Raw genomic sequence first — 23,349 nt, forward strand, 5'->3', positions numbered from 1 at the left:
GTCTTGAGCTGTTGTAAATCAGCAAAAAATCAACGAAATTTACGGAAAATATATATAGCATCAATGCAAAAGACAGCTAAACAATACGATAATGTGGTACAGGTTTGTAGAAGCTTGTTTATCAATAAAATGAAAGATTACGGTAGTGCTTGGAGAATTTTAAGATTACCATCTCTAACCGATCAAATATTTATAAAAGCGCAACGTATTAGAGGGCTACAAGAAAACGAGGTAAGAAAAGTTGATGAAGGAGAAACAGCAGAGTTTATAGGAATTATAAATTACTCATTAATGGCTTTAGTGCAATTAGAAAAAGGAGTAGTAGAGCAACCTGATTTAAGTATAGAAGAAGCAATTGAGTTGTACGATGAAAAAATTCAGCTTACAAAAGAATTAATGGAGGCTAAAAATCATGATTATGGTGAGGCTTGGCGTGAAATGCGTATTAGTTCTTTAACCGATTTGATTTTGCAAAAATTATTGCGTGTTAAACAAATAGAAGATAATAAAGGAAAAACACTAGTAAGTGAAGGAATTGATGCTAATTATCAAGACATGATTAACTATTCTATTTTTGCATTAATTTTAATAGAAGAGCAAAATAGTTAATGCTTATAGAATTTAAAAAGCTCTAATGATAAAGGTCAAATACAAAAAAAAGAAGTTGATTTATAAATTAATTTTTGGAGTTATTTGGTTATTTATTGGAGTATTTACATTACTAGAAAAAAATGAAATTTATTGGACCGATTATGGTTTTATAATTCTATCTGTAGTGTATTTGATTAGTTACTTCTTTCAATTAGAGGAACAGTATCTCACTATAGATAATGAATTTATATGTCTAAATGATTCACAGGACAAAAAGTTTTATTTAGGTGATATAACTTCAATTGAAAAGCAAGCTGATGAATATATTTTAAAAACGAATGAAAAAGTAATGATTTTAAATATAGACCTTATTGATGCTGACTCGTTGGAAAAAATAGACAAAGAATTAGAAAAAATACAATTAAAGAACCTTAATACTAAAGTATGAAAAACATTATACTAACTATATCGAGATTACTAGTTGGAAGTTTATTAATCGTTTCTGGAATTATAAAAGCCAATGATGCCTTAGGTTTTTCATATAAACTAGACGAATATTTTACTGAAGGCATATTAGGAATGGAGTTCTTGCGAAGTTACACCTTAGTTATAGCTGCTTCTATTTGTATTTTTGAAGTGGTGTTAGGAATAGCTTTGATTTTTGGATTAAAAGCAAAGCTTACAACAGCACTTAACTTATTAATGATGTTGTTTTTTACTTTTTTAACCTTTTATTCGGCTTATTTTAATAAAGTAAAAGACTGTGGCTGTTTTGGCGATGCTTTAAAACTAACTCCATGGGAGTCATTTTGGAAGGATGCTATATTACTAGTGTTTTCGTTGATATTATTTGCTTTTAGAAAGCAAATATTTCCAAATAAAAAATCAGAGGACTTTAAATATATGTTACCGTCAATAATTTTAATAGCATTATTTGCTGTTGGGGTAATAGGTTGGTGGTTTCCAGTAATTTTTTCAATAATAGTTTTTGCTTTAATGTTTGTTATTAAACGATTCGATAAAAATCAGTGGAGACAGTTAGCACTGCCTATAATTGCGACAACAGTTTTTACTGTGTATTGTTATCAGCATTTACCAATTAAAGATTTCAGACCTTATAAAGTAAACGCTAGTATAATAGAAGGGATGAAAGTTCCAGAAGATGCTTTACCAGAATTGGTAGAATATAAATGGAAGTTCAATGTAAACGGTAAAGAAGAAATTTTTACAACCAATGGAAGTTACCCAACTGTAGAAGGTGGTACTTATGTAGGTGTAGAAACGGAAACGATTCGAGAAGGTGTAGACCCACCTATACATGATTTTACTATTGAAAGTGAAACAGATGATACCGAATTATTTTTGTCTAAAGACAATGTTTTAGGAGTGGTAGCATATGACTTTTCTAAATCGAGTGATGAAGGATTTAAAGTAGTAAAAGAAAAAACAGATGAAGCTATTAAAAAAGGATTTACTGTAATAGGTTTAACAGGAGAATCGCCAGATGCTTACCAGGCTATAAAAGATAAGTATAACTTAAACTTTGATTTTTATTTCTGCGATCCAACAACTTTAAAAACGGTTATTAGATCTAATCCAGGTGTCTTTGAAATGGATAAAGCAGTTATTCAGCAAAAAGTTCATTGGAAAGATATTGAAGATTTAAAATTATAAAATAGTTGTATTGGAATAATAATTGTAATCAATAAGACCAATTAACTTGCTAACGAAAATGCTTATGAAAAATATAATTACAATTTTAGTTTTATTGATTACTTGTATATCAACGGCTCAAAAGAAAAAAGATCTTTGGTTAAAAGATTATGTAGTAAAAGAAAAGCCTAAAGTTCCAATACAAGAAGTAACACCATTTGTTGGAGAAGATCAGTTTGTTATAACGTATTCTGCTGGAGATTTTAACGGAGATACTTTAACAGATGTAATAGCTGTTCTGGGTGATAAGAAAGAAGTTGATAAGCAAAGAAAGGATTCAAACAAAGAAGAAGAAATTAGACGACCGTTATTAATTTTAAAAAGAAATGATCAAGGTGTTTTAGAGCTTATGCATAAAAACGATTCTGTAGTATATTGTTATATGTGTGGTTCAGCAAACGGAAGTCCGTTAACTTCAATTTTATTTACAGGTAATACATTTGCAGTTCAGCATGAAGCAGGAAAGTCGAATAGATGGACTCGTTTGATTACTTTTGAATTTGATAGAGAAAAAGAAGTTTGGCTGTTAAAGAAAGATGCTACATCTAAATACAACATTATGAATAGAAAAGGTTTTGAATCAGAAGTAAAAACTCAAGATGATTTTGGTTTTATACAGTTTGTAAATGTAGATGTGTATGAAGATGATTTAATAAAGAAGAGAAGTAAGAAGAACGATAGGATAGAAAAAGTTAATGTTAAACTTACTACAGATTAATTCCAAGTATTCATTTGATTAGATATTTACTAAATAAATTAGGATATGCCGTATTGACTCTTTTTGGAGTAATTACGGTTATTTTCTTTTTGTTTAATATACTCCCCGGAGATCCTGCAAAAATGATGTTAGGGCAAAATGAGGATAGTGAGCAAATAGCAATTATTAAAAAGAAATATGGGTTCGATCAACCTTTAATTAAACAATATGGTTACTACCTTAATGATTTGTCTCCGCTGTCTATTCATGTTTCAGAAGGGTATACAAGTTTAGCTACTAATAAATATTCCGCACAGAGCTTGTTTACAATAGGAGGAACTACAGTAGCTCTAAAAAAGCCTTATTTAAGAGAATCTTTTCAAAAATCAGGTAAATCAGTCGGGCAAATTATTTCAGAAACTTTGCCTAATACTTTTGTGTTGGCATTTGCAGCAATCATAATTGCTTTATTGTTAGGTATTGTTTTGGGAGTTTTTTCAGCTTTGTATAAAGATACTTGGGTAGATAAATTAATACAGGTATTGAGTACTTTAGGTATGAGTGTGCCTTCTTTTTTTAGTGCCATTATATTTGCTTGGCTATTTGGTTATGTATTGCATAAATATACCAACTTAGAAATGACAGGTAACCTATACGAGCTAGATGATTTTGGTGAAAAAATAGAATTAAAGCTTAAAAACTTAATCTTACCAGCTGTTGTGCTAGGAATTCGTCCGTTAGCAGTAGTAATACAATTAATGCGTAATTCTTTATTAGAAGTTTTTAATCAAGATTATATACGTACAGCTAGGGCAAAAGGATTATCAGAGTTTCAAATAATTAAAAATCATGCTATTAAAAATGCAATGAATCCTGTAGTAACTGCTATATCTGGTTGGTTTGCGTCTATGTTGGCGGGAGCAGTTTTTGTTGAATATATTTTTAATTGGAACGGATTAGGAAAAGAAATAGTAGATGCTCTTAATAATTTAGATTTACCAGTAATTATGGGGTCAGTAATTATCATAGCAACCATGTTTGTAATGATTAATATTTTAGTCGACTTAATTTACGGATGGTTAGATCCAAAGATAAGAATAAGCTAAGATGAGTGGAGAAACTAATTTATCTAAGCTAATTAAGCATATGACTCCTAAACTCAATGAGGGAGAATATGTTTTTTGCACCCTAACTTCTTTAGATAGAATAAGTAGAAATGATACCATTTGCGAGTTTAAAGAAGAAGAAGGTGTAACTGTAATTATAGAGAAATCTAAAGCAGATAAATTAAAGTTAAGCTATGAGTATATAGCTTCATGGATTAGTTTAGAGATACACTCTTCTTTAGACGCCGTAGGATTAACAGCAGCATTTTCTAATGCTTTAGCCAAGTATGATATTAGTTGTAATGTAATAGCTGGTTATTATCACGATCATATTTTTGTACATAAAAACGATGCGGAGAAGGCTGTTGAGGTTTTAAAGAAATTGTCTAATAAAGCTTAATATGGACTATCAGTTTAAAATAAGTCATGTGTTTTTGGTGGTTTTTTTAGTTGTTGCTATAATTACTTTTTTTATAACTGTAATTCATAAAATGACATTAAAAGAACTAACTAAGAATGACAAGTTTAAAAGTGGCTCATGGCATGGTGGAATATTTTTTGCAAATCCAGTTTTATTTATTGATGAAGTAAATGACAATGAAATTAATCAAGTAATAATAAAACATAACAAGGCCGTTAAATACATGTATATAAATGTGATCAATTTATTGGTATGTATTATATTAATGATAACTAAATAATTTAAAAATGAAAAATATCCTAAAAAAAGTACTAGTAATAGTTTTTATAGCAATGGTTAGTTGTTCTAATACAGAACCAAAAGAAAACTTTCCTAAAGAAGCTTTAGCCGATACATTATTGGCTTTAGATGGAACTAAAACTACATTAGAAAATGTATTAAATAAATACAAAGGAAAAACAATTGTAATAGATATTTGGGCTTCTTGGTGTGGAGATTGTATCAAAGGTTTACCTTTAGTTAATGCCTTACAGCAGCAAACTAAAGATTCTGAAACGGTTTATGTGTTTTTGTCACTAGATAAGAAGCAAGCTAATTGGAAAAATGCTATAGAAAAAAGAAAAATAGAAGGAGATCATTATTTTATTCCATCTGGTTGGGAAGGGCCTATAGGTAAGTCGGTAGACTTAGATTGGATTCCAAGGTATATGGTAGTAGGTAAAGATGGGAAAATTAAATTATACAAAGCTGTTAAAGCTAATGATAAAAAGATTCTAGAAACCGTTAAGTCAGACCAGTAATAACAGTTATATTTGCAAAATAATAAGACAACTAACATGAGAAAAAATATAGTAGCTGGAAACTGGAAAATGAACACCAACCTTAAAGAGGCTAAAAAGCTAGTTAAGGGAGTTAGAAAAGGAATTAAAAAATTAGAGTTAGATTCAACTAGAGTTATCATAGCTCCCCCATTTGTTAATTTACCTACTGCAATTAAAAGAGCCAAAAAATCTAAAGTAGAGGTGGCTGCACAGAATATGCATCAAGCTACTTCTGGTGCATTTACAGGAGAAGTTTCTGGAGAAATGCTTAAAGGTATAGGGGTTCAAACGGTAATTCTTGGTCATAGTGAACGTAGAGCTTATTTTGGTGAAAAAGATGCGGTTTTAAAAGAGAAAGTTGATAGCGCTTTAACTCAAGAGTTAGAAGTTATTTTTTGCTTTGGAGAAGAGTTGAAAGACAGACAAGCAGACAAGCATTTTAAAGTGGTAGAAGATCAATTAAAAAAGGCTTTATTTCATTTAGAAGCTAATAGCTATAAGAATATTATTTTAGCTTATGAACCAGTTTGGGCAATTGGAACAGGAGAAACGGCTAGTCCTGAACAAGCACAAGAAATACACGCACATGTTAGAACTTTATTGGCTAAGAAATACGATGAGGAATTAGCAGAAAGTGTTTCTATATTATATGGAGGTAGCGTAAAACCAGCTAACGCAAAAGAATTATTTGCAAATAAAGATGTAGATGGAGGCTTAATAGGTGGAGCAGCTTTAAAAGCAGAAGATTTTATAGCAATTATTAAATCTATTTAAGATTACAGAATATATAATATAAAAAAGAGGAGTTTTAAAACTCCTCTTTTTTATATTCCAATTTCTACTTGGAAGCGTACATACCAATTAGATTGGTCGTTATTATTTAAATAATCTAATTGTGTATTGGTAACTTCAGCCTGAAGCTTTAAAGCATGTTCCCAAATATATTTACTGACTCCTAAACTAAGTTGATTGGTAGTAGGATGTAAGTTTTCAATATCTGAATGTGGTTGCTGATAAGAGTATCTTCCTACAACTTCGTAATTGGTAGGAAATAAATAACTCAATTGAGCATCTGTTCCCATTCCTTTAAACACATATGTTGTTTCGGTATTATCATCCGGATTAACACTTATTGGGTCATTGTTCATTCTAGACAAATAAGCTGCCTGAAAAGACCATCCTTGGTATTTAAACATAGCATCTAAAAGTAAAGAGCTAATATTCTTCTGGTCAAATAATAAAGTTCCAACTGTGCCTCGAGTTCTTCTGGCTTTTTCATTAAAATGATAGGCTCCAGAAAGCATTAGTTTTGGTTTTTGTTCTCGAGTAATATCTCCTTCAAACAAACTCCCATTACCTTCAAAAGCTCCAAAAGGAAATAATTCTACTTTACCAGTATACGCTAAACCATTATCAGATTCTTGAGTCCAATTTCTTCCTTCACCAGTACTAATAGCAGTTTTAATGTTATAAGAGAATTGATTAGTTTTTTCATTTAAATAATAGGTGTGTAAACCAAAATCACGATCTATATTAAACATAGCATTATTAATACTTCTGTCTGTTAATTGTAAAGCTCCAGATGAATTAATACGCTGTCTATTTCCTGGTAATTTAGTTTGACCAAAACCAATATTCCAGTTTTTATCAGGGCGATAAAAAACAATGGCATCTCTAATAATATTAATGCGCTCTTCTTTATTACCAGAAGCAACATCTCGTTCTGAAAACGATAGTTGTATAGCGTAAACTATTTCAGGCATTCCTACATAACCATCAAAACGAAGTCGTAATCTTCTTATAGCAGCTTCATAAGCAGCATCTTTGTCTTCATCTTTTAGGTAGCTAATTCTGTTTTGCATTCTAAATCGAATATTAAACTGAAATAAACTGTCTGGAGAGGTAAGACCAACTCCTTTACCGTAATTGTAATAGGGGAGAGCTGTTAGTTTAATATTATTTCCATCTTCCTGAGAGAAGCTAAAAGAGAAAAATAACAAACAGAAAATAAATAAAAAGTATTTGAAATTCATTTTATGATAGTTTAACCGTACAAAAATAATCTAGACTAAGTAATTTGCTGTATTTTTGTCAAAAAAAAAGAATCAATGAGTACTCCCGTATATATAGGTTATTATTTTAATGTAACGCCAAAAGAGCCAGCTTCAGAAATTTTAACAGCTGAGCTAGGTTTTGCTGGTTTTGAAAGTTTTGTTGACACAGAAAATGGAGTAACCGCTTATATTCAGAAACCAGATTGGAACGAAAATATTCTAGAGGATATATTAATTCTTAAAAACGAAGATTTTTCTATTGAATATACATATGAAGAGATAGAACAAGTAAATTGGAATGAAGAGTGGGAAAAGAATTTTGAAGCTATTGTAGTAGATGGCAAATGTACGGTTCGTGCCCCTTTTCATGAAAAACCAAATACACAATACGATATTATTATAGAGCCCAAAATGAGTTTTGGTACAGGTCATCATGAAACTACACATATGATGATTCAGCATATCTTACAGTTAGACCTAGAGGGTAAATCGGTTCTAGATATGGGATGCGGAACCGGAGTTTTAGCAATTTTGGCAGAAATGAAAGGAGCTACTCAATTAGATGCCATAGATATAGATAATTGGTGTTATATAAATACATTAGAAAATATAGATCGAAATAATAGAAAATATATTTCTGCCCATGAAGGAGACGTTAAGTTGTTAGAAGAAAAAAAGTATGATGTGATTATTGCCAATATTAATAGGAATATTTTATTAAACGATATGGCTCAATACGCTACATGCTTAAATAAGAACGGAACCTTATTATTAAGCGGATTTTATTCAGACGATATTCCATTAATTACCGATAGCTGCAATGCTTTAGGATTAAAATTTGTTGAAAATTTTGAAAAAAATAACTGGGTAGCTGTAAAATTTGTAAATTAGTGTTAAGAATCAGAAGATTATGAGTTTTCAAGAAGAAGTATTAGAAGAAATATCTGTAAAGGAGTCTGTAAAAGAAAGTAATCAAATAGTATTGTATAATGATGATGTTAATACTTTTGATCATGTTATAGAAACATTAGTTTATGCATGTGAGCATACACCAATACAAGCAGAGCAGTGCTCTTTAATTGTGCATTATAACGGTAAGTGTACTGTTAAGACAGGAGACTTAAAAGATTTAAAGCCTAGATGCTCTAAATTATTAGAAGCAGGTTTAAGTGCAGAAATAATATAATTCTTATAAAAGAATTATCGATAAAAATTAAAAAGCTATATCATTTTAAACGATATAGCTTTTTGGGTTATAAAGGGGTTAAATATATAATTTGATTAACACATAAAGGTTTTATATATTACGTAAACAGCCATTATTAACAAAAACACACCAAATCCTTTTTTTAATTTTTGTGCGGTAATATGTTTAGATAAGGAAACACCAATTAAAATACCTATTATAGAAAGTAAAGTAAAGGGTAATAAAAAGGCCCAATCAATTTCCATAGTAAAAACATCACCTAAAAAGAAACCAACTAGAGATTTTATGGTAATAATAAGAAGGGAGGTTCCTACAGCTTCTTTCATAGGAAGTTTGCCTAATATTACCAAAGCAGGAATAATTAAAAAACCACCACCTGCTCCTACTAAACCAGTAATAAAGCCTACTACCAAACCTTCAATTAAAATAAGAGGGTAATTGGTAATTTTACCTGCTTGGGTATAACATTTCGTTTTTTTAGAATACATAGAAAATCCAGCTAAAATCATAATTACAGCAAAAAATAGCATAATAGCATCTTCTTTACTAAGGTTAAAAATGGTTTCAGGCAGGTTAGGAACTAAATACCTTCTTGTAAGTGTCACTCCAATTACAGCTGGAATTCCAAATACAATAGCGTAATTGTAATTAACTAATTTTTTTTGAACATTCTTATAAGACCCAACCAGTGCAGAAGTTCCAACCACAAATAAAGAATAAGCAGTAGCGGTAATTGGGTTTAAATGTAATATATACACTAACACAGGAACGGTTAGTATAGAACCACCGCCACCTATAAGACCTAAAACAAGCCCTATAAAAAGTGCACAACTATATGCTAATACTTCGGTTAAATCCATGTAATAAAAAACTTCGTTATGCATAATAACGAAGCGCTAAGTTTTCTTTGGTTAATACAAAGATAAGTTATTACTACTATAGTATATTTATAGGATTTGTGTGTATAAGGTGTAAAAAAGATTTGAAAGCTTAACTAAGTGATAGTTGGTCGGTAAATATTTGCCCTAAAAAACTTAAAATAGACTATATGATAGTTAAATCTAATGTTTATAATAAAAGAAAATTATCTTTGATTCTCTGGCTAATCTGAAATATTTTCTAGTTTAATAGGATTTGTTTTTGTGTTAATTTTTTGATTTATAGGTGTTTGTGTTGATGTAATAAATTAATATTAACAAATGTTTGTTTTTTGTTTTTTTAAACATTTATTTTGCTTTAGAATAAGATTTAATCTTTCAATAAAGAAAGAAAATACATTCAAAATTCTAGTCAAGAGAAACTGTGACTAGGAGAAGCGAAGCTATGTAAAAGACAAAGCTTTAATATTTAATGATTCATCTACTTAAAAAAAGAGTTTGTTTTAAACTAGCATCTTTATGTTTGTTGATGTAAAATAAAACAATAACTTCTTTAAGTTTAGATCGTTTTATCCCCCCAAAAAAAATAAAATAGTAATGCTCTTAGGTGACTAAGAGGAGCGAAGCTATGTCGAGAGTTTAATTGTAAGAAAAAAACTATAATAATTAACAATTTATTTACTTAAAGAAAAGTTTGTTTTAAACTAGCATCTTTATGTTTACCGATGTAAAATAAAGCAAAATAACCTATAAGTTTAGATTGTTTTATTCCCCCCTAAAAAAATAAAATAGAAATACTCTTAAGTGACTAAGAGAAGCGAAGCTATGTTAAAAAACTAACCAATATAAATATTTACACTTAATTAAATGAGAAAATCCCAATCGCAGGGGTGGCATGTATTGTATGTCAAATCCCGCCATGAAAAGAAAGTTTATGAAAAGCTTTTGGAGAATAATTTAGAAGCTTACTTACCTTTAGTTTTAACCGAAAGAAAATGGAGTGATAGAGTTAAAAAAGTTTTAATGCCCCTTATTAAATCTTATGTATTTGTAAACATAAATACAGCAATGGATTTTTATAAAGCACTATCTGTTAGTGGGGTATGTTCTTATATTAGTTTTGGTAATGATTATGCTATTGTAAAAGATGAAGAAATAGAAAAACTTAAATTCCTTATTGAAGTAGAAGGAATTAGTGAAATCTCTATTAAAGAAGAAACACTATGCCTGGGAGAACATAGGGTTATTTCTAGTGGTCCATTAGCTGGATTAGAATGCGAGGTTCTTCAAATTAAGAACAAAAGTATGGTAACAGTTCGCCTAGGAGCGTTAAAACAAAATGTTGTTGCTACTGTACCTAGTGAATATCTTTCTGAGTTCTCAAAAGCCATGTGAGTCTAAAACTATCTTCACGTAGATTAAATTATAAAGTTCTTTTTAAAATATATTACCAATGTTACAAATTGAGGAAAAGTTTAACCTTACCAAGCAATTATTTGTAGGAAATAATATTCCGTTTGGACAAAGTGCACTTATTTGGAATAATAATGAGTTCACTAGAGATGAATTATTTGAAAACATAATTAAGACCGCAGATTATTTATTGAAATCTGGGTTAAAGCAAGACGAAAGAATCATATTACTATTAAATGATACTCCAGCTATATATGAGTTTTTTTTAGGAGCTATTGCAATAGGAGCTATACCAGTTCTAATAAATCCTAAAACTAAATTAGAAGATCTTAGTTATATATTAAATGATAGTGAAGCCACTTCAGTTGTTTCTGAGATCAGACCTTTAAAAGAAATTGAAGAAATATTTAATTGTTCACTTTTTCTTAAGTCTAGAAATAACATAATTATTCAAGATAAATATGTTAGCAATCAAGAGATTATAAGAAAGAACAAAGAATATTTTTATCCAAGATTTAGTAAAACTGTTTTTATAGAAGAGGAAGATCTAGAAATGACCTTTGTCGTTAAGAGTAAAGATGAGCCAGCGTTCTGGCAATATACTTCTGGAACAACAGGAAAACCAAAAGCTGTTGTTCACTCTCAAATGTCTATGTTAAGCAATACAATAAACTTTGCACAAGAGACATTAAAAATAACTAGTAAAGATAGAGTGTATTCAATACCCAAAATGTTCTTTGGTTATGGGTTAGGGAATAGTTTATTCTTCCCAATATGGACTGGTGCTACTGTAATTATAGATGATCACTGGCCAAGTATGGACAGAATTACAAATATTATAGAGAAATATAAACCTACTGTATTTTTTGCTGTTCCTAAGATTTATGGAGCTTTACTAAAGTACGAAAAAGAAGTTAACTATGGCGGTGTTAGAATATTCTATTCTGCAGGTTCTAATTTAAATGCTACAGTAAATAATAAGTGGAAAGAAGCAACAGGGAAATATGTTACTCAAGGAATAGGTTGTACAGAAATAGGACACGTTTATATATCTACAATTCCAACAAAAGAAAATATTAATGCTACAGGGGTTCCTGTTCAGGGATTCAATGTAAAATTGGTAAAAGAAGAAGGAGAAGAACATGGAGAACTATATATACAACCGTCATATAAGTTACTAGGATATCATGGTGTTAAAAACCAAAATAAATTTATAGAAGATAATTGGTATAAAACAAGTGATAATTTTTCTCAAGATAAAGAGGGGGATTTTATTTTTTCTTCTAGAGTAGACGATATGTTTAAAATAAACGGAAGAATGGTTGTTCCTAGTGTCATAGAAAATTATGTTCTAGAAAACTATGCTGTAAACGAAGCTGTGTTCGTTGCTATTGAAGATAAAAAAATGTCTGATGTTAGCTCTTACTTATGTATTACATTATTAGATAATACAACTAATGCTTCTGTTTTAAAAGGTGACTTAGAAAGAAAACTTTCTGAAAAATTCCCAAGTTATATGTGTCCAAAACAAGTAGTTGTTTTTGATGGTTTTCAATACAATTCTAATGGGAAGATTATCAAAAAGAATATTATAGAACAGTTAAAAGAACCTGTCTTACTTTAATTATCCCCTTTGAATTCAGAGAATAAAATTCTGAGTATCTATCCATAAAAATTATACCAATGAAAATTATAAATGCAATAACGCACTTTCCTAAGGAACGTGCCAAGGTAAATACTAACCAAGAATTACCATTAGATGACAATAGACCTCGTTTTTCTTCAGAAGACCTTGTTTTAGATGCAACGTTACCAGTATGTAAACAATTATTAGAAGAAGTTAATTTTAATCCGTTAGAAATAGATTTAATATTAAATATCACTCTAACTCCAGATAGATTGTTTCAAGACAAAACAATAGGAGTGCCTAGAGTTGCCCATCCTATTCACTATTTAATTAAAGCAGAAAATGCATTTGTTATAGATATTCATGAAAGTGATTGGAATACAGCTTTTACTATTGCTAAAGCATTTATGGTAGATCAAAATAGAAAGAATGTATTAATTATTAGAACAGAGTTTTTACATTCATCTGTGCATCCAGATTATAAAAGCGGGTTCAATATACCAGATGGTATAGCCCTTATTTTAGCGGAGCAAGATAATGATGAAATTGCTATTGATTATAAAGACCTTGAGACCAAAGATGTTTTTTGTAGATATGATATGCTTCCAAAAGGAGGAGAATTAGCCGAAGAACAATTTAGATCTAAATTAACCTGGAAAGCAGACGAGAAATACGTAGAAGATCTTAATAAAACAGGACAAGAGTTTCTTAATCAGATGCTAGAAAAGAATAAAGAAGTAGACGGAGTAGTATTTGAATCTTGGTTCCCTAAACATGATATTACATGTGAGGATTCAGAAAAGGTCTTTAAAAGCATTCAAAAAGAAGATACGTTTAAATCATTAGGAGCATTTAGTTTACCTCACTATTTAAGAGAATTAAAAGAAAATAAGGAAGTCTCTACTATTTGCAGTATTAGTTATAGTCCTTTCATAAATAGATATAGCGGAACAGTATTATCTGTTTAATTCTTACAAATCATTTTGTCTTTACATCTTTTTCAAAGAGCACTTTAAATTAATTATGGAAAATACCACTATAAAAAGTTTGGCAATTAAAATGCCTAAGAATTCTATTGCCAATGATCAACCTCCATATTCAGAAATAGAAGTTATTTCTAATACATGGTTTAGGTTTTGGGGGGTTGATAGTAGGCATATTATTGATAGAGAATCTGGAGAAACAGCTATAGATCTAGCATTAGACGCAAGCAAAAAAGCTATTGAATTAGCTGGTATTACACCTCAAGATGTAGATTTAATCTTATGTAACTCTACATGTTTTGATGGTTGGTCTGAAGATTTTACAAAAGTTTACCCTAGACTATCTCAAGAGATTAAAAGAAAATTAAGTTGTACTAAAGCAGTTGTTTTAGATGTAGATCAAGAGTGTTTAACATTTCTTGTTTCTATGCAAATGGCTAACGGATATTTAAAGACAGGTGGGTTTAAAAATGTCTTAGTGTGCGCTTCAGAGTACATTTCTAGCATACTAGATTTTACAGATAAATCATCTACAATTTTTGCAGACGGAGCAGTAGCAGCAATTCTTAATAAAGGAGAAGGAAAGTCTGGTTTATTATCATCTGCTTTTAAAACCAATGCAGAAGTTTACGATTTAGCTGTAGCTCAATGGAGAAACCCATGGTATCCAAAAAACGGAGAAGTAAAGCCAAAAGATTATAATCTATACTTCACTATAGAAGAAGATACTCAAGCTAAAATGCAAAAGTTTATTCCAATAATGGTTCCTGAAATGATCAAAGAGGCATTAGGAAAAATAAACATGTCTACAGAAGATGTTGACTTCTACATCTTTCACCAAACATCTAAGACTATGGTAGACATTTGGGCAAATGCTGTAGATATAGATTACGATAAATACATTTTAACGGTTCAGAATTACGGATGTTTAGCATCGGCATCTACTCCTGTCACACTATATGAAGCAATAAAGCAAGGAAGGGTTAAAGAAGGAGATACTGTAGTAATTGCTGGCGCTGCAATAGGATGGGGATTCGGAGCACAAGTTTGGAAAATAGGAGAACAAATTAAAATTAACTAAATAAAAATTGAAATCATGGAAAATTTATTAAAGGAGATCGCTGAAATTATTGCACCAATCGCTGAATGTGAGGTAGCAGACGTTACACCAGACGTTGATTTACCAAATGCATTAGAGATTGATTCGCTTAGAGGATTAGAAATTATGGTAATGATCGAAAGAAAGTACAAAGTAAAACTTTCTGAAGAGAGATTACCAGAAATGACTACTCCTAGAAGTATTGCTAATATGATTACAGAACAGTTAGAACCTGTAAGCTAAGACCAATTAATAATAAATTAGAATGATCAGTAAAGAAGTAGTCGTAAAAACAAAAGAGGTCGACGAACTTATTATTGGTGCTGGTTTAACTGGATTGATATATGGTATAACCCTCTTGGAGAAAAAGAAAAATGTGGCTTTAGTAGAAGGACATATTTATCCTGGAGGGTATGCTACCAGTTTTGTGCGCAATAAAAGAAAATATAGATTTGATTGCAGCCAACACAAAATAACAGGTCTAAGCGAAAATGGTAATCTTAGAGATGTGTTTAAAAGAATAGATCTTTGGGATAAGCTAGATTTTAAATATTTCGATGAGTTATTTTCAATCCATGTACAAGGAGAGTATTATCACATACCTGGTAATATAACAGACATCGAAAAATACCTTAATGAAAAATTCCCTAATGAAAAGGAAGGATTAGATAAGTTCTTTCATGATATCAATACTATTGGTTATCAAAATTATATGTTTGCTAGAATGTTGTTGGGTGAATATCAGCTAAATAGAGATTTACTTCCAGAAACAAGGCAGTTACAAAAATTAACAGCAAAGCAATACTTCCAATCATATTTTAATGACGATCGCCTTATAGAAGTATTAAGTGCTACCGCAATGTACTTAGGGACTCATGCTAATGAAGCTAACGCTGTCTACTTTTTACATTATTTATATACAGCTTTTGGAACAAGATCTGGTTATGTTTTAGGAACAGCGCAATCATTATCTAACTTTCTTCTTAAAGAATTTAAAGACCGTGGAGGCTATGTCTCATTAAAAGATACAGTTCATGGTATTGATTTAGATGAACAAGGAGATATAGCTCAAGTAAATAGTAAAAAACATAGCTTCATTACTAAAACAGTAACAGCCACTTGCTCTCCTAATAATGTAATGAATATGCTGCCAAGTTTTAAAGGGAAGGAAGTTTTTGAAAATAAACTTCAAGACCTAGAGTTTGGTTGGGGACATTTTTGTGTTTACATCATTACAGATGTAGATCCTGAAGAGTTAGGATTTACTCAAGAAGAGTACATTTTTGTTAGTGATGAAGGAGATTTATTAACTCCTGAAGAAAAAGAATCAGATGTAAGATATGATCGCTTAAGTTTAAGTGTAACTAATTACCATAAGATGGATCCAGAATGTGGTAAAACAGTTCAGTTAATTGTCTTAGATCATAAGAGTGACTGGTTTGAATTAGAGGAGGAAGATTATTTGTTAAGAAAAGAGCAAATTCAAGAACAAATAATTAAAAGAGCTTATAAATACTTCCCAAAATTAGAAGGGCATATTGTTTATAAAGAAAGCTCTACACCTAGAACAAATAAGAAGTACACAAATTCACCGGGAGGTTCTGCTTTCGGATATAAAATTTCACCAAATGATAACATGAGGTTTTTATCTAAATCTCCAGTAAAGGGACTAAAGTTTGCAGGAACTTGGACTTCTGGAGCAGGATATGAAGCTGCAATGTGTCAAGGTTTTATGCATGCCAAATTAAGTTTAAAAAACATGAATTAAAATGAAAGAACTTGTATTATCAGAAAGTGCAGATAAGTTTATTAAAAGGTTGAGTAAACTATCTGAAAAAAAGCAAATGAACTTAACAACTAGCCATCCTTGGGATGAGCCATATAATGAAAAGGCTTGGCTTAAAAGAAAAGAGAATTTATCGATTTACGGAACTAAATATTATGATTTAGCAACAGAAGAGGAATTAATTCGATTGGCAAAATATGAAACCGGAGGTTGGTGGGCAGCTTTCATTACATTCGAGAACTTAGTTACCGAATATTATATGAAATTAATAAACCATCAAGCTTTAGCTCAGTTCCCAACTGTAGTAGAGTACATGCATCATTTCTGCAAAGAAGAAATTGTACACTCTATGGTATTCAGAAAAGCTATGGAGCACTTTAAAATAGAACCTGCCGAGGTAAGTGAGTTTATTAAAGACTTCTATCAAGATAATGCTTCAATGGAAGAGTTTCCATTAAAAGCAATCTATCTTACTATTATTATAGAATGGTTTGCAGAGAACAATGCAATGTTAGACTTACAAAATGATTTTGTGTCTCCTTTGGCTTGTGCAGTTGCAATAGAACATAATAAAGAAGAAACTAGACATATTGCTTGGGGTAAAAGAATGGTATCAGAATTATGCCATCAAGTGCCAGGGTTTATGCAAGAAGCTAGAGAATTTACACCAGGATTTTTAAGAGGATTGGTAGATACCATATTTGGTAATATAGATATTCTAGAAAAAGTAAACTTTAGTAACCCAGCTTTTCAAGATATAGAAGAGTTTTTTGAGACCGTTTTATTCTCAGAAAATAAAAAGAGGATAGATAAAGAGATCATGACTCCAATTTTTGAATTCTTTGTAGAAATAGGAATCTATCATCCAGACTATAGAGCATATTGGGAAGAATCTAGGTTTGACTATATAATTGATGACATTTTAGAAAAACAAAAAGTAGCAACAGTGTAATATTATGAGCGCAACAACTTTTAAAAAATTAAATACAGTAGATGAAGTAATAGCATCTATGCCAGAACGTTTTAATCCACAAAACTGTCAAGATTTACAAGCAGTTTATCAATGGCAGTTAAGTGAACCAGACCGTTTTTTTCATGTAATAATAGATAATGGAACTTTTGAGATCATTGAAGGTAAGCATGAAAAACCAAACGTTACTGTAATCTGTAGTACAGATACTTATTTAAAGTTAGTTAACAAAGAATTAAAAGATATTATAGCCATTCTTACCAAGAAATTAATGGTAAAAGGAAGCATGTCTCTAGGTCAGAAATTAAGTAAAATATTTATTTAATATGAAGACTCATAATGTTGTCATAAAAGGTACAGGTTACTGTTTGCCAAATAATAATATAGATAACTTAGAGATAGTTTCTAGGTTAAATTCTACTGTAGAATTCATAGAGAATAGAACAGGGGTTTTAACTAGAAAGCATGTAGATACTAATCAAAGTTTATCAGATATAACAGTACCGGCAATGGCTAGTGCTTTAGCAGATGCAAATTTACAAGCATCTGATATAGATATGCTTATTGTAAATACGCTAAGTCCAGATCATCATGATCCGTCTCAAGCTTGTTTGTTACAGTCTAAGTTTAAGTTTAACCATATACCTGTTTTTGATATTAGAGCTCAATGTACTGGTTTAATTTATGGTTTAGATATAGCACAACAGTATATTCAATCTGGGAAGCATAAGAATATAATGATAGTTTGTGGAGAAGTACTTTCTAAGCGTATGGATTACTCAGACGATGGTCGTAATTTATCTATTCTTCTTGGAGACGGTGCAGGAGCTGTTATTGTTGGAAGAGAAGAAAAAGAAGATAATAAAGGTTTTAAGGATATCATTATCCAAGCAGATGGTGATTACTTTAAATTATTATGGACAGAAGGACCAGGAAGTGCAAATCCAGAGTTTACTCAAGGAACACCTTATTTTAGAATGAATGGAAAAGATATGTTTCAACATGCATTGTCTTCATTCGTTAAAATATCTAAAGACATATTAGAAAAACATAATCTCACTATAGATGATATTGATTTAGTGATTCCTCATCAACCAAATATGAGAATACTAGATAAAGTAATTGAAGAATTAAATTTACCTTTAGACAAAATAGTACTTAATGTAGAAGCCTTAGGTAATATGGCTTCAGGGTCTTTACCAGTTACTTTAGCAATGGCTAGAGAAGAAGGTAAACTTAAAGAAGGAGGTTTGTATTTAATTGTTGGATACGGATCTGGAGCTACTTGGGGAGCTGCATTATATCAAAATTAATGGCAAAGTTATATAACGTAGGGAGTTTTGATAATCCCGTTTATTTAATCGGAGAAAAAGGGAATTGGACATTAATTGAAGGAGGAATTAGTGCTCAATATCTAATGGTTAAAAACAGACTTTCTGCTATTGTAGATAATGTAAATGATATTAAGCATTGGATAATTCTTCATACACATTATGATCATTGCGGATTATTAGGTTATTTATACCCTAACTTACCAGAGGTTCAAGTATATGCAGGAGAAAAATCTTGTATTAACTTAAGTAAGGACAAGAGTATTCAAGTAATAGAAAGTCTTAATAGTAATGTTATTACTTTAAAAGATAATAAGAAAGAATTAGAGGGGTTGAAAACAATTGCGTTAAAAGAAATTCCTATTAGAACTTTAAAAGCTAATGAGAAAATAAAATGTGCAGCAGACTTAATCTTTAATGTCATTCCAACTCCAGGACATAGTGACTGTTCAATAGCATTATTTGAAGAGTATAGTGGTAGACTTTTTGCATCAGACGCTCTGGGAGAATATTTCTCGCCTAAAGAATGGTTTCCATTGGCATTCTCTAGTATTTCAGATTATTTAAATAGCATAGATCTGTTAAAATCTACAGAACCCAAAACTATTGCACTAGGACATAGTGAGTGCTTGTCTGGTATAATAGCTAAAGAAGCTTTTCATTACAGTACAGAAAGTACGCATAGAATTATAGAAGATGTACAGCAAAATCTAAAAAAGTTAGAAAAAGAAGCGGTTGTACAATTATTACATCAAAAATACGCATACAATAGTCAAGAGTTCGTTCCAGAGAATCTGCACTATCTAAGTATGAAAAGATTAGTAGACTTTATTACTAATTATTAGCAATTACTACAAAAGATTATACACATCCAGTAAAAGTTTAGAAGTATAAACAAGATAAAAGTTGTAAAAGCCAAAGAGGAAAATCTCTTTATGGTCTATAGCTTGTATTCATCTATTAAATCTTTTCTGGTTGACTAACTATTTTAAAATTAATTATATCATGAAAAATGACCTAACAAATAAATTATTTCTAATAACAGGAGGAAGTAAAGGAATAGGTAAAGCAATTGTAGAAAAGTTTTACGAATCTGGAGCAAAAGTTGCTTTTACATATAATAGCAATCAAGAATCTGCAGAAGAAATAATTTCGACTTTAGGAAATGACACTTCAAGAGTTAAGTGTTACAAACTAGATGTTAAAAATTACAATGAAATTGAGCAATTAATTCCTCAAATAGAGGAGGATATGGGTGAGATTTACGGTTTAGTAAATAACGCTGGAATTACTAAGGATGGGGCCTTTTTTAGAATGCAACCAGAAGACTGGAGTGATGTTATAGACACGAACCTAAACGGTGTTTTTAATATGACTAAGGCTTTTGGAAATAAGGTAATAAGAAGAGGAGAGGGGAAAATAATTAATATCTCTTCAGTATCAGGATTAAAAGGAAGTCAAGGTCAAGCAAACTATGCTAGCTCTAAGGCAGCCATTATTTCACTAACGAAAACTTTAGCTAGAGAATTCGCGTCGTTTGGAGTACAAGTTAACGCAGTTGCTCCAGGGTTTATAGCAACAGAAATGGTAGATGCGATGCCAGAACCTGCAAAGAAGAAAATCAATAGCATGGTTCCAATGAAGCGTATGGGAGAGTCTGAAGAAGTTGCAGAAGCAGTAGAGTTCTTAGCATCTCCATCTAGCAATTATATTACGGGTCATACTTTAGTTATAGACGGAGGATTGACAGCATAACTTACCTTATTTAAAATTCAATTTCAAATAAAAACATTATGAAAAGAGTAGTAATCACCGGTTTAGGTGTTGTTAGTCCAATAGGATCTAATATCCAAGAGTTTTGGAAAAACGTAAAAGAAAAAAATACAGGAATTCGTCCGTTAACTAAATTAGACAAAGACAGGTTTAAAGGAAACTCGTTATCTGCTGAGGTTATGGGTGAAGATGTTTTAACATGCGAGGAAGATGTGTCTCCTTATAGTAAGTCTGTAGAGTATGCTTATAAAGCGTCGCAAATGGCATTAAAAGATGCTGGACTTCCAGAGAAAATTGATTATCCAAATAGATATGGAATCATCTTAGGGACAACAAATGGTACAGAAGATATCGTTGAGCGTACAATAGACACGTACAATGTTCAAGATGAAGAAGAAGAACTTTCTGAAGATGCTAAAAATATGTTAGCATATTTTAGACCAATAGAAATGAGTTCTACAGTAGCAAAATTATGTAACCTAGGAGGTACAAACATGGTTATTCCTACTGCTTGTACGGCAGGAAATTATGCTTTCGGAACAGCTTTTTCAATGATCAAAGAAGGACGTTCTAAAGTAATGTTAGCTGGAGGATCAGATCCATTTACAAGATCTTGTTATACAATTTTCTATAGGCTGGGAGCTATGACAAAAGAAGAGATTAAACCTTTTGCTGAGGATAGAACAGGAATGGTTGTTGGAGAAGGAGCTGGAATTATGGTCTTAGAAGAATTAGAGCACGCTTTAGAAAGAGGAGCTAAGATCTATGGAGAAATTTCTGGTTATGGATTAAGTTGTGATGCTCATCACCCAACTGCACCAGACCCTGCTGGAAACGGAGCTGCTTTAGCTATGAAAAAAGCGTTGTCAAATAGTGGATTATCTATAGATGATATTAGCTATATCAGTGCTCATGGTACAGGAACTAAGGCTAATGATTCTCATGAGGTCAATGCAATGTATAAGGTCTTTGGAGAGAAATTAACTAATATTCCTATTCACAGTTTAAAATCAGTTATTGGACATTGTATGGGTGCTGCTAGTGCTTTTGAAGGAATTTCTGCGGTGTTATCACTACAAGAACAAATTATTCCAAGTACAAAGAATACTGAAAAAGTAGATGAGTCTTTCCCTATTTCTATAGACTTAAATAATAAGGAAGTAAAATCTGCCGAAGTAACCAATGTTATGAGTAACTCATTTGCTTTTGGAGGTAACATCTGTAGTTTAATTTTTAGTCAATATAACTAGTCATAATCAGAAAAAATGAATAACAAAGATATCGCAATAGTAGGATTAGGATATGTTTCTTCATTAGGAAGCGGAAAAGAAACATTTTATAATAAGGTAGATCAAAACCTACCTACAACAAAAATGGAAACTTATGATCCAGATGGTTTTCTAGGAAAGAGGGGGTTAAGATATTTTAGTAAGGCAACTAAAATGTATTGCAACCTGGCTTTTCAATGTATCAATCAAAATAAGGTTAAAAATGTTGTAGAGTTAAGTAAAGAAAGAGTAGGCCTTTATGACGGAACAGAATTATCTAATATAGAAGACGGTTTCGTTTTTGATCTAGTAGCTAAGCATGATGGGCCAGAATTAGTTAGCCCTATGAGTACTCCTAATACCATAGCCAATGCAGCAGCATCTCAAATGGCAATTCAATCAAAGATAACAGGTCCTAACTTTTCAATTAATGGAGGGACTTGTAGTGCTATTCAAGCAATAGATGTAGCATCTATGCACTTAAAAGACGGTGTTGTAGATTGTGCTATTGTATGTTCTACAGAAACAATTTCTAAATACCATGAAGCAATTAGAGAAGGTGAAAAGAGAAAAACAAAATTGCCTATAGCTAATGAATATGGAGCTTCAATTGCTTTAGAGAGAGTAGAAACTGCTTTAGAAAATGGTCAAGAAATTTATGGTGTTATAGCTGGAGTAATTTCTGGTCAAACATATAAAGATCAGTCTAGAGAGAATTTAATGGCAACATTAATTCAAGAGTTATTAAACAACAATCAATTCACTGTTGAAGATATAGACATGATTATGGTTGGTTCTGGAGCTCACAATATTAGTGGGACAACACTATCTTCAGAAATAGCTTCTCAATTAGGAGAAACACCAAGCTTATTCTTCCCAGAAATGATCTATGGAAATGGAGATAATGCAGGAGGTTTAGCAAGTATTTTATATACAACAGGATTGTTCAATGAGCAATTAAAAGATGTAAGAGGTCAGTTTAATGACGGAGAAATTCAAATAGATGCAGTAGCAGCTACTCCTAAAAATGTAATTGTTGCAACAATAGATAAAACTGGTTATGCAGTATTAACACTAATTAGAAAATATAACTAATGGAAAAGGCACTAATTCAAAACTATCAAATACAAAAATTATTACCTCATAGATACCCTTTTCAGTTAGTAGATCAAGTAATTGGTTACGAAAAAGGAAAGTCTATTACAGCTATTAAAGCAGTTGGGATAGGTGAGCCAGCATTTCAAGGACACTTTCCAGAACTCCCAATTTTTCCAGGAGTATTATTAACAGAGGCTATGGGTCAGGCCTGTGGTTTATTAGTAGAGTTAAGTACTCAAGATTGGGAAGTTGGGAAGCCTATTAATTATGATATTGATGCTGCGAGAGTAGGAGTATTTGGAGGTTATAAAGTAAAATTCTTTGCTCCTGTTGTTCCTGGAACATTAGTGTATTTACATGGAGAGTTAGATTGGACTATGGGAGCTGCTTCATGTTTAAAAGTAAAAGCTTATAATGGGGATACATTATTTGCTAAAGGTACTGTTACAGTAGCAATGGCAGATAAAAAACAATTAACACCACAGACAGAGGCTGTTGCTTTATAATTTTAAA

Annotated in this window: 27 protein-coding genes; 25 read left to right on the plus strand and 2 right to left on the minus strand. The window is 31.2% G+C overall.

The window, feature by feature from the left end; translation table 11 throughout:
- The first annotated feature begins 63 nt into the window (after window positions 1–63).
- The 9 genes from ACFQ1O_RS03460 to tpiA all read left to right on the plus strand — a co-directional run bounded on the left by ACFQ1O_RS03460 (window position 64) and on the right by tpiA (window position 6,123).
- Window positions 64–609, plus strand: coding sequence for a DUF1599 domain-containing protein (locus ACFQ1O_RS03460; protein WP_377713374.1), 546 nt, complete (start codon window positions 64–66; stop codon window positions 607–609).
- Between the two features lie 25 nt (window positions 610–634).
- A complete protein-coding gene (locus ACFQ1O_RS03465; protein ID WP_377713376.1) occupies window positions 635–1,039 on the plus strand; it encodes a hypothetical protein in 405 nt (134 codons plus the stop codon).
- Window positions 1,036–2,265 (plus strand): MauE/DoxX family redox-associated membrane protein, encoded by a 1,230-nt coding sequence (locus ACFQ1O_RS03470; protein WP_377713378.1) that lies wholly within the window; start codon window positions 1,036–1,038, stop codon window positions 2,263–2,265. The genes ACFQ1O_RS03465 and ACFQ1O_RS03470 overlap by 4 nt, the downstream gene beginning before the upstream one ends.
- Window positions 2,266–2,329: 64 nt before the next feature.
- Window positions 2,330–3,022, plus strand: coding sequence for a hypothetical protein (locus ACFQ1O_RS03475; protein ID WP_377713380.1), 693 nt, complete (start codon window positions 2,330–2,332; stop codon window positions 3,020–3,022).
- A 14-nt stretch (window positions 3,023–3,036) separates the two neighbouring features.
- Window positions 3,037–4,107, plus strand: coding sequence for an ABC transporter permease (locus ACFQ1O_RS03480; protein ID WP_377713382.1), 1,071 nt, complete (start codon window positions 3,037–3,039; stop codon window positions 4,105–4,107).
- 1 nt (window position 4,108) lies between these two features.
- Window positions 4,109–4,507, plus strand: a complete 399-nt coding sequence (locus ACFQ1O_RS03485) for an ACT domain-containing protein (protein ID WP_377713384.1) — start codon at window positions 4,109–4,111, stop codon at window positions 4,505–4,507.
- Window position 4,508: 1 nt separating this feature from the next.
- Window positions 4,509–4,808, plus strand: a complete 300-nt coding sequence (locus ACFQ1O_RS03490) for a hypothetical protein (RefSeq protein WP_377713386.1) — start codon at window positions 4,509–4,511, stop codon at window positions 4,806–4,808.
- Window positions 4,809–4,815: 7 nt separating this feature from the next.
- Window positions 4,816–5,328, plus strand: coding sequence for a TlpA family protein disulfide reductase (locus tag ACFQ1O_RS03495; protein WP_377713388.1), 513 nt, complete (start codon window positions 4,816–4,818; stop codon window positions 5,326–5,328).
- A 36-nt stretch (window positions 5,329–5,364) separates the two neighbouring features.
- The gene (gene tpiA, locus ACFQ1O_RS03500) at window positions 5,365–6,123 is read left to right on the plus strand and encodes a triose-phosphate isomerase (protein ID WP_377713390.1); all 759 of its coding nucleotides are present in this window, start codon (window positions 5,365–5,367) and stop codon (window positions 6,121–6,123) included.
- 50 nt (window positions 6,124–6,173) lie between these two features.
- Here the strand turns inward: tpiA and ACFQ1O_RS03505 are convergent, their stop codons facing one another.
- Window positions 6,174–7,382, minus strand: coding sequence for a porin (locus tag ACFQ1O_RS03505; RefSeq protein ID WP_377713394.1), 1,209 nt, complete (start codon window positions 7,380–7,382; stop codon window positions 6,174–6,176).
- Between the two features lie 75 nt (window positions 7,383–7,457).
- Here ACFQ1O_RS03505 and prmA point away from each other — a divergent pair, with 75 nt between their 5' ends.
- Complete coding sequence (gene prmA / locus ACFQ1O_RS03510; RefSeq protein WP_377713396.1) at window positions 7,458–8,294, plus strand: 50S ribosomal protein L11 methyltransferase; 837 nt, start codon at window positions 7,458–7,460, stop codon at window positions 8,292–8,294.
- Between the two features lie 19 nt (window positions 8,295–8,313).
- Complete coding sequence (locus ACFQ1O_RS03515; protein ID WP_377713398.1) at window positions 8,314–8,589, plus strand: ATP-dependent Clp protease adaptor ClpS; 276 nt, start codon at window positions 8,314–8,316, stop codon at window positions 8,587–8,589.
- Between the two features lie 95 nt (window positions 8,590–8,684).
- Here ACFQ1O_RS03515 and ACFQ1O_RS03520 read toward each other — a convergent pair whose 3' ends face one another.
- Window positions 8,685–9,470, minus strand: a complete 786-nt coding sequence (locus ACFQ1O_RS03520) for a sulfite exporter TauE/SafE family protein (RefSeq protein WP_377713486.1) — start codon at window positions 9,468–9,470, stop codon at window positions 8,685–8,687.
- An 885-nt stretch (window positions 9,471–10,355) separates the two neighbouring features.
- On the opposite strand from ACFQ1O_RS03520, the gene ACFQ1O_RS03525 reads away from it, so the two are divergent.
- The 14 genes from ACFQ1O_RS03525 to ACFQ1O_RS03590 all read left to right on the plus strand — a co-directional run bounded on the left by ACFQ1O_RS03525 (window position 10,356) and on the right by ACFQ1O_RS03590 (window position 23,342).
- The gene (locus tag ACFQ1O_RS03525; protein ID WP_377713400.1) at window positions 10,356–10,883 is read left to right on the plus strand and encodes a UpxY family transcription antiterminator; all 528 of its coding nucleotides are present in this window, start codon (window positions 10,356–10,358) and stop codon (window positions 10,881–10,883) included.
- Between the two features lie 58 nt (window positions 10,884–10,941).
- The gene (locus ACFQ1O_RS03530; RefSeq protein WP_377713402.1) at window positions 10,942–12,525 is read left to right on the plus strand and encodes an AMP-binding protein; all 1,584 of its coding nucleotides are present in this window, start codon (window positions 10,942–10,944) and stop codon (window positions 12,523–12,525) included.
- Window positions 12,526–12,584: 59 nt separating this feature from the next.
- The gene (locus ACFQ1O_RS03535) at window positions 12,585–13,496 is read left to right on the plus strand and encodes a hypothetical protein (RefSeq protein WP_377713404.1); all 912 of its coding nucleotides are present in this window, start codon (window positions 12,585–12,587) and stop codon (window positions 13,494–13,496) included.
- 55 nt (window positions 13,497–13,551) lie between these two features.
- Window positions 13,552–14,592, plus strand: coding sequence for a 3-oxoacyl-ACP synthase III family protein (locus ACFQ1O_RS03540; protein ID WP_377713406.1), 1,041 nt, complete (start codon window positions 13,552–13,554; stop codon window positions 14,590–14,592).
- 15 nt (window positions 14,593–14,607) lie between these two features.
- Window positions 14,608–14,853 carry an acyl carrier protein gene (locus tag ACFQ1O_RS03545; RefSeq protein ID WP_377713408.1) on the plus strand — a complete coding sequence of 82 codons (246 nt, stop codon included), beginning with the start codon at window positions 14,608–14,610 and terminating at the stop codon, window positions 14,851–14,853.
- Window positions 14,854–14,875: 22 nt separating this feature from the next.
- Entirely contained in the window at window positions 14,876–16,378 is a 1,503-nt protein-coding gene (locus ACFQ1O_RS03550) for a phytoene desaturase family protein (protein ID WP_377713410.1), read from the plus strand.
- A 1-nt stretch (window position 16,379) separates the two neighbouring features.
- Window positions 16,380–17,348 (plus strand): diiron oxygenase, encoded by a 969-nt coding sequence (locus ACFQ1O_RS03555; protein ID WP_377713412.1) that lies wholly within the window; start codon window positions 16,380–16,382, stop codon window positions 17,346–17,348.
- Between the two features lie 4 nt (window positions 17,349–17,352).
- A complete protein-coding gene (locus tag ACFQ1O_RS03560; RefSeq protein WP_377713414.1) occupies window positions 17,353–17,691 on the plus strand; it encodes an SCP2 sterol-binding domain-containing protein in 339 nt (112 codons plus the stop codon).
- A gap of 1 nt (window position 17,692) precedes the next feature.
- Window positions 17,693–18,679 (plus strand): beta-ketoacyl-ACP synthase 3, encoded by a 987-nt coding sequence (locus ACFQ1O_RS03565; protein ID WP_377713416.1) that lies wholly within the window; start codon window positions 17,693–17,695, stop codon window positions 18,677–18,679.
- Window positions 18,679–19,542, plus strand: coding sequence for an MBL fold metallo-hydrolase (locus ACFQ1O_RS03570; RefSeq protein ID WP_377713418.1), 864 nt, complete (start codon window positions 18,679–18,681; stop codon window positions 19,540–19,542). The genes ACFQ1O_RS03565 and ACFQ1O_RS03570 overlap by 1 nt, the downstream gene beginning before the upstream one ends.
- A 160-nt stretch (window positions 19,543–19,702) precedes the next feature.
- Window positions 19,703–20,452, plus strand: coding sequence for a 3-oxoacyl-ACP reductase (locus ACFQ1O_RS03575; RefSeq protein WP_377713420.1), 750 nt, complete (start codon window positions 19,703–19,705; stop codon window positions 20,450–20,452).
- 38 nt (window positions 20,453–20,490) lie between these two features.
- A complete protein-coding gene (locus ACFQ1O_RS03580) occupies window positions 20,491–21,720 on the plus strand; it encodes a beta-ketoacyl-[acyl-carrier-protein] synthase family protein (RefSeq protein ID WP_377713422.1) in 1,230 nt (409 codons plus the stop codon).
- Between the two features lie 15 nt (window positions 21,721–21,735).
- A complete protein-coding gene (locus ACFQ1O_RS03585; protein WP_377713424.1) occupies window positions 21,736–22,833 on the plus strand; it encodes a beta-ketoacyl synthase N-terminal-like domain-containing protein in 1,098 nt (365 codons plus the stop codon).
- Window positions 22,833–23,342, plus strand: coding sequence for a hypothetical protein (locus tag ACFQ1O_RS03590; protein WP_377713426.1), 510 nt, complete (start codon window positions 22,833–22,835; stop codon window positions 23,340–23,342). Before ACFQ1O_RS03585 ends, ACFQ1O_RS03590 begins: the two co-directional genes overlap by 1 nt.
- Window positions 23,343–23,349 lie beyond the last annotated feature (7 nt).

The sequence above is a fragment of the Pseudofulvibacter geojedonensis genome (assembly GCF_042675745.1).
Lineage (GTDB): Bacteria > Bacteroidota > Bacteroidia > Flavobacteriales > Flavobacteriaceae > Pseudofulvibacter > Pseudofulvibacter geojedonensis.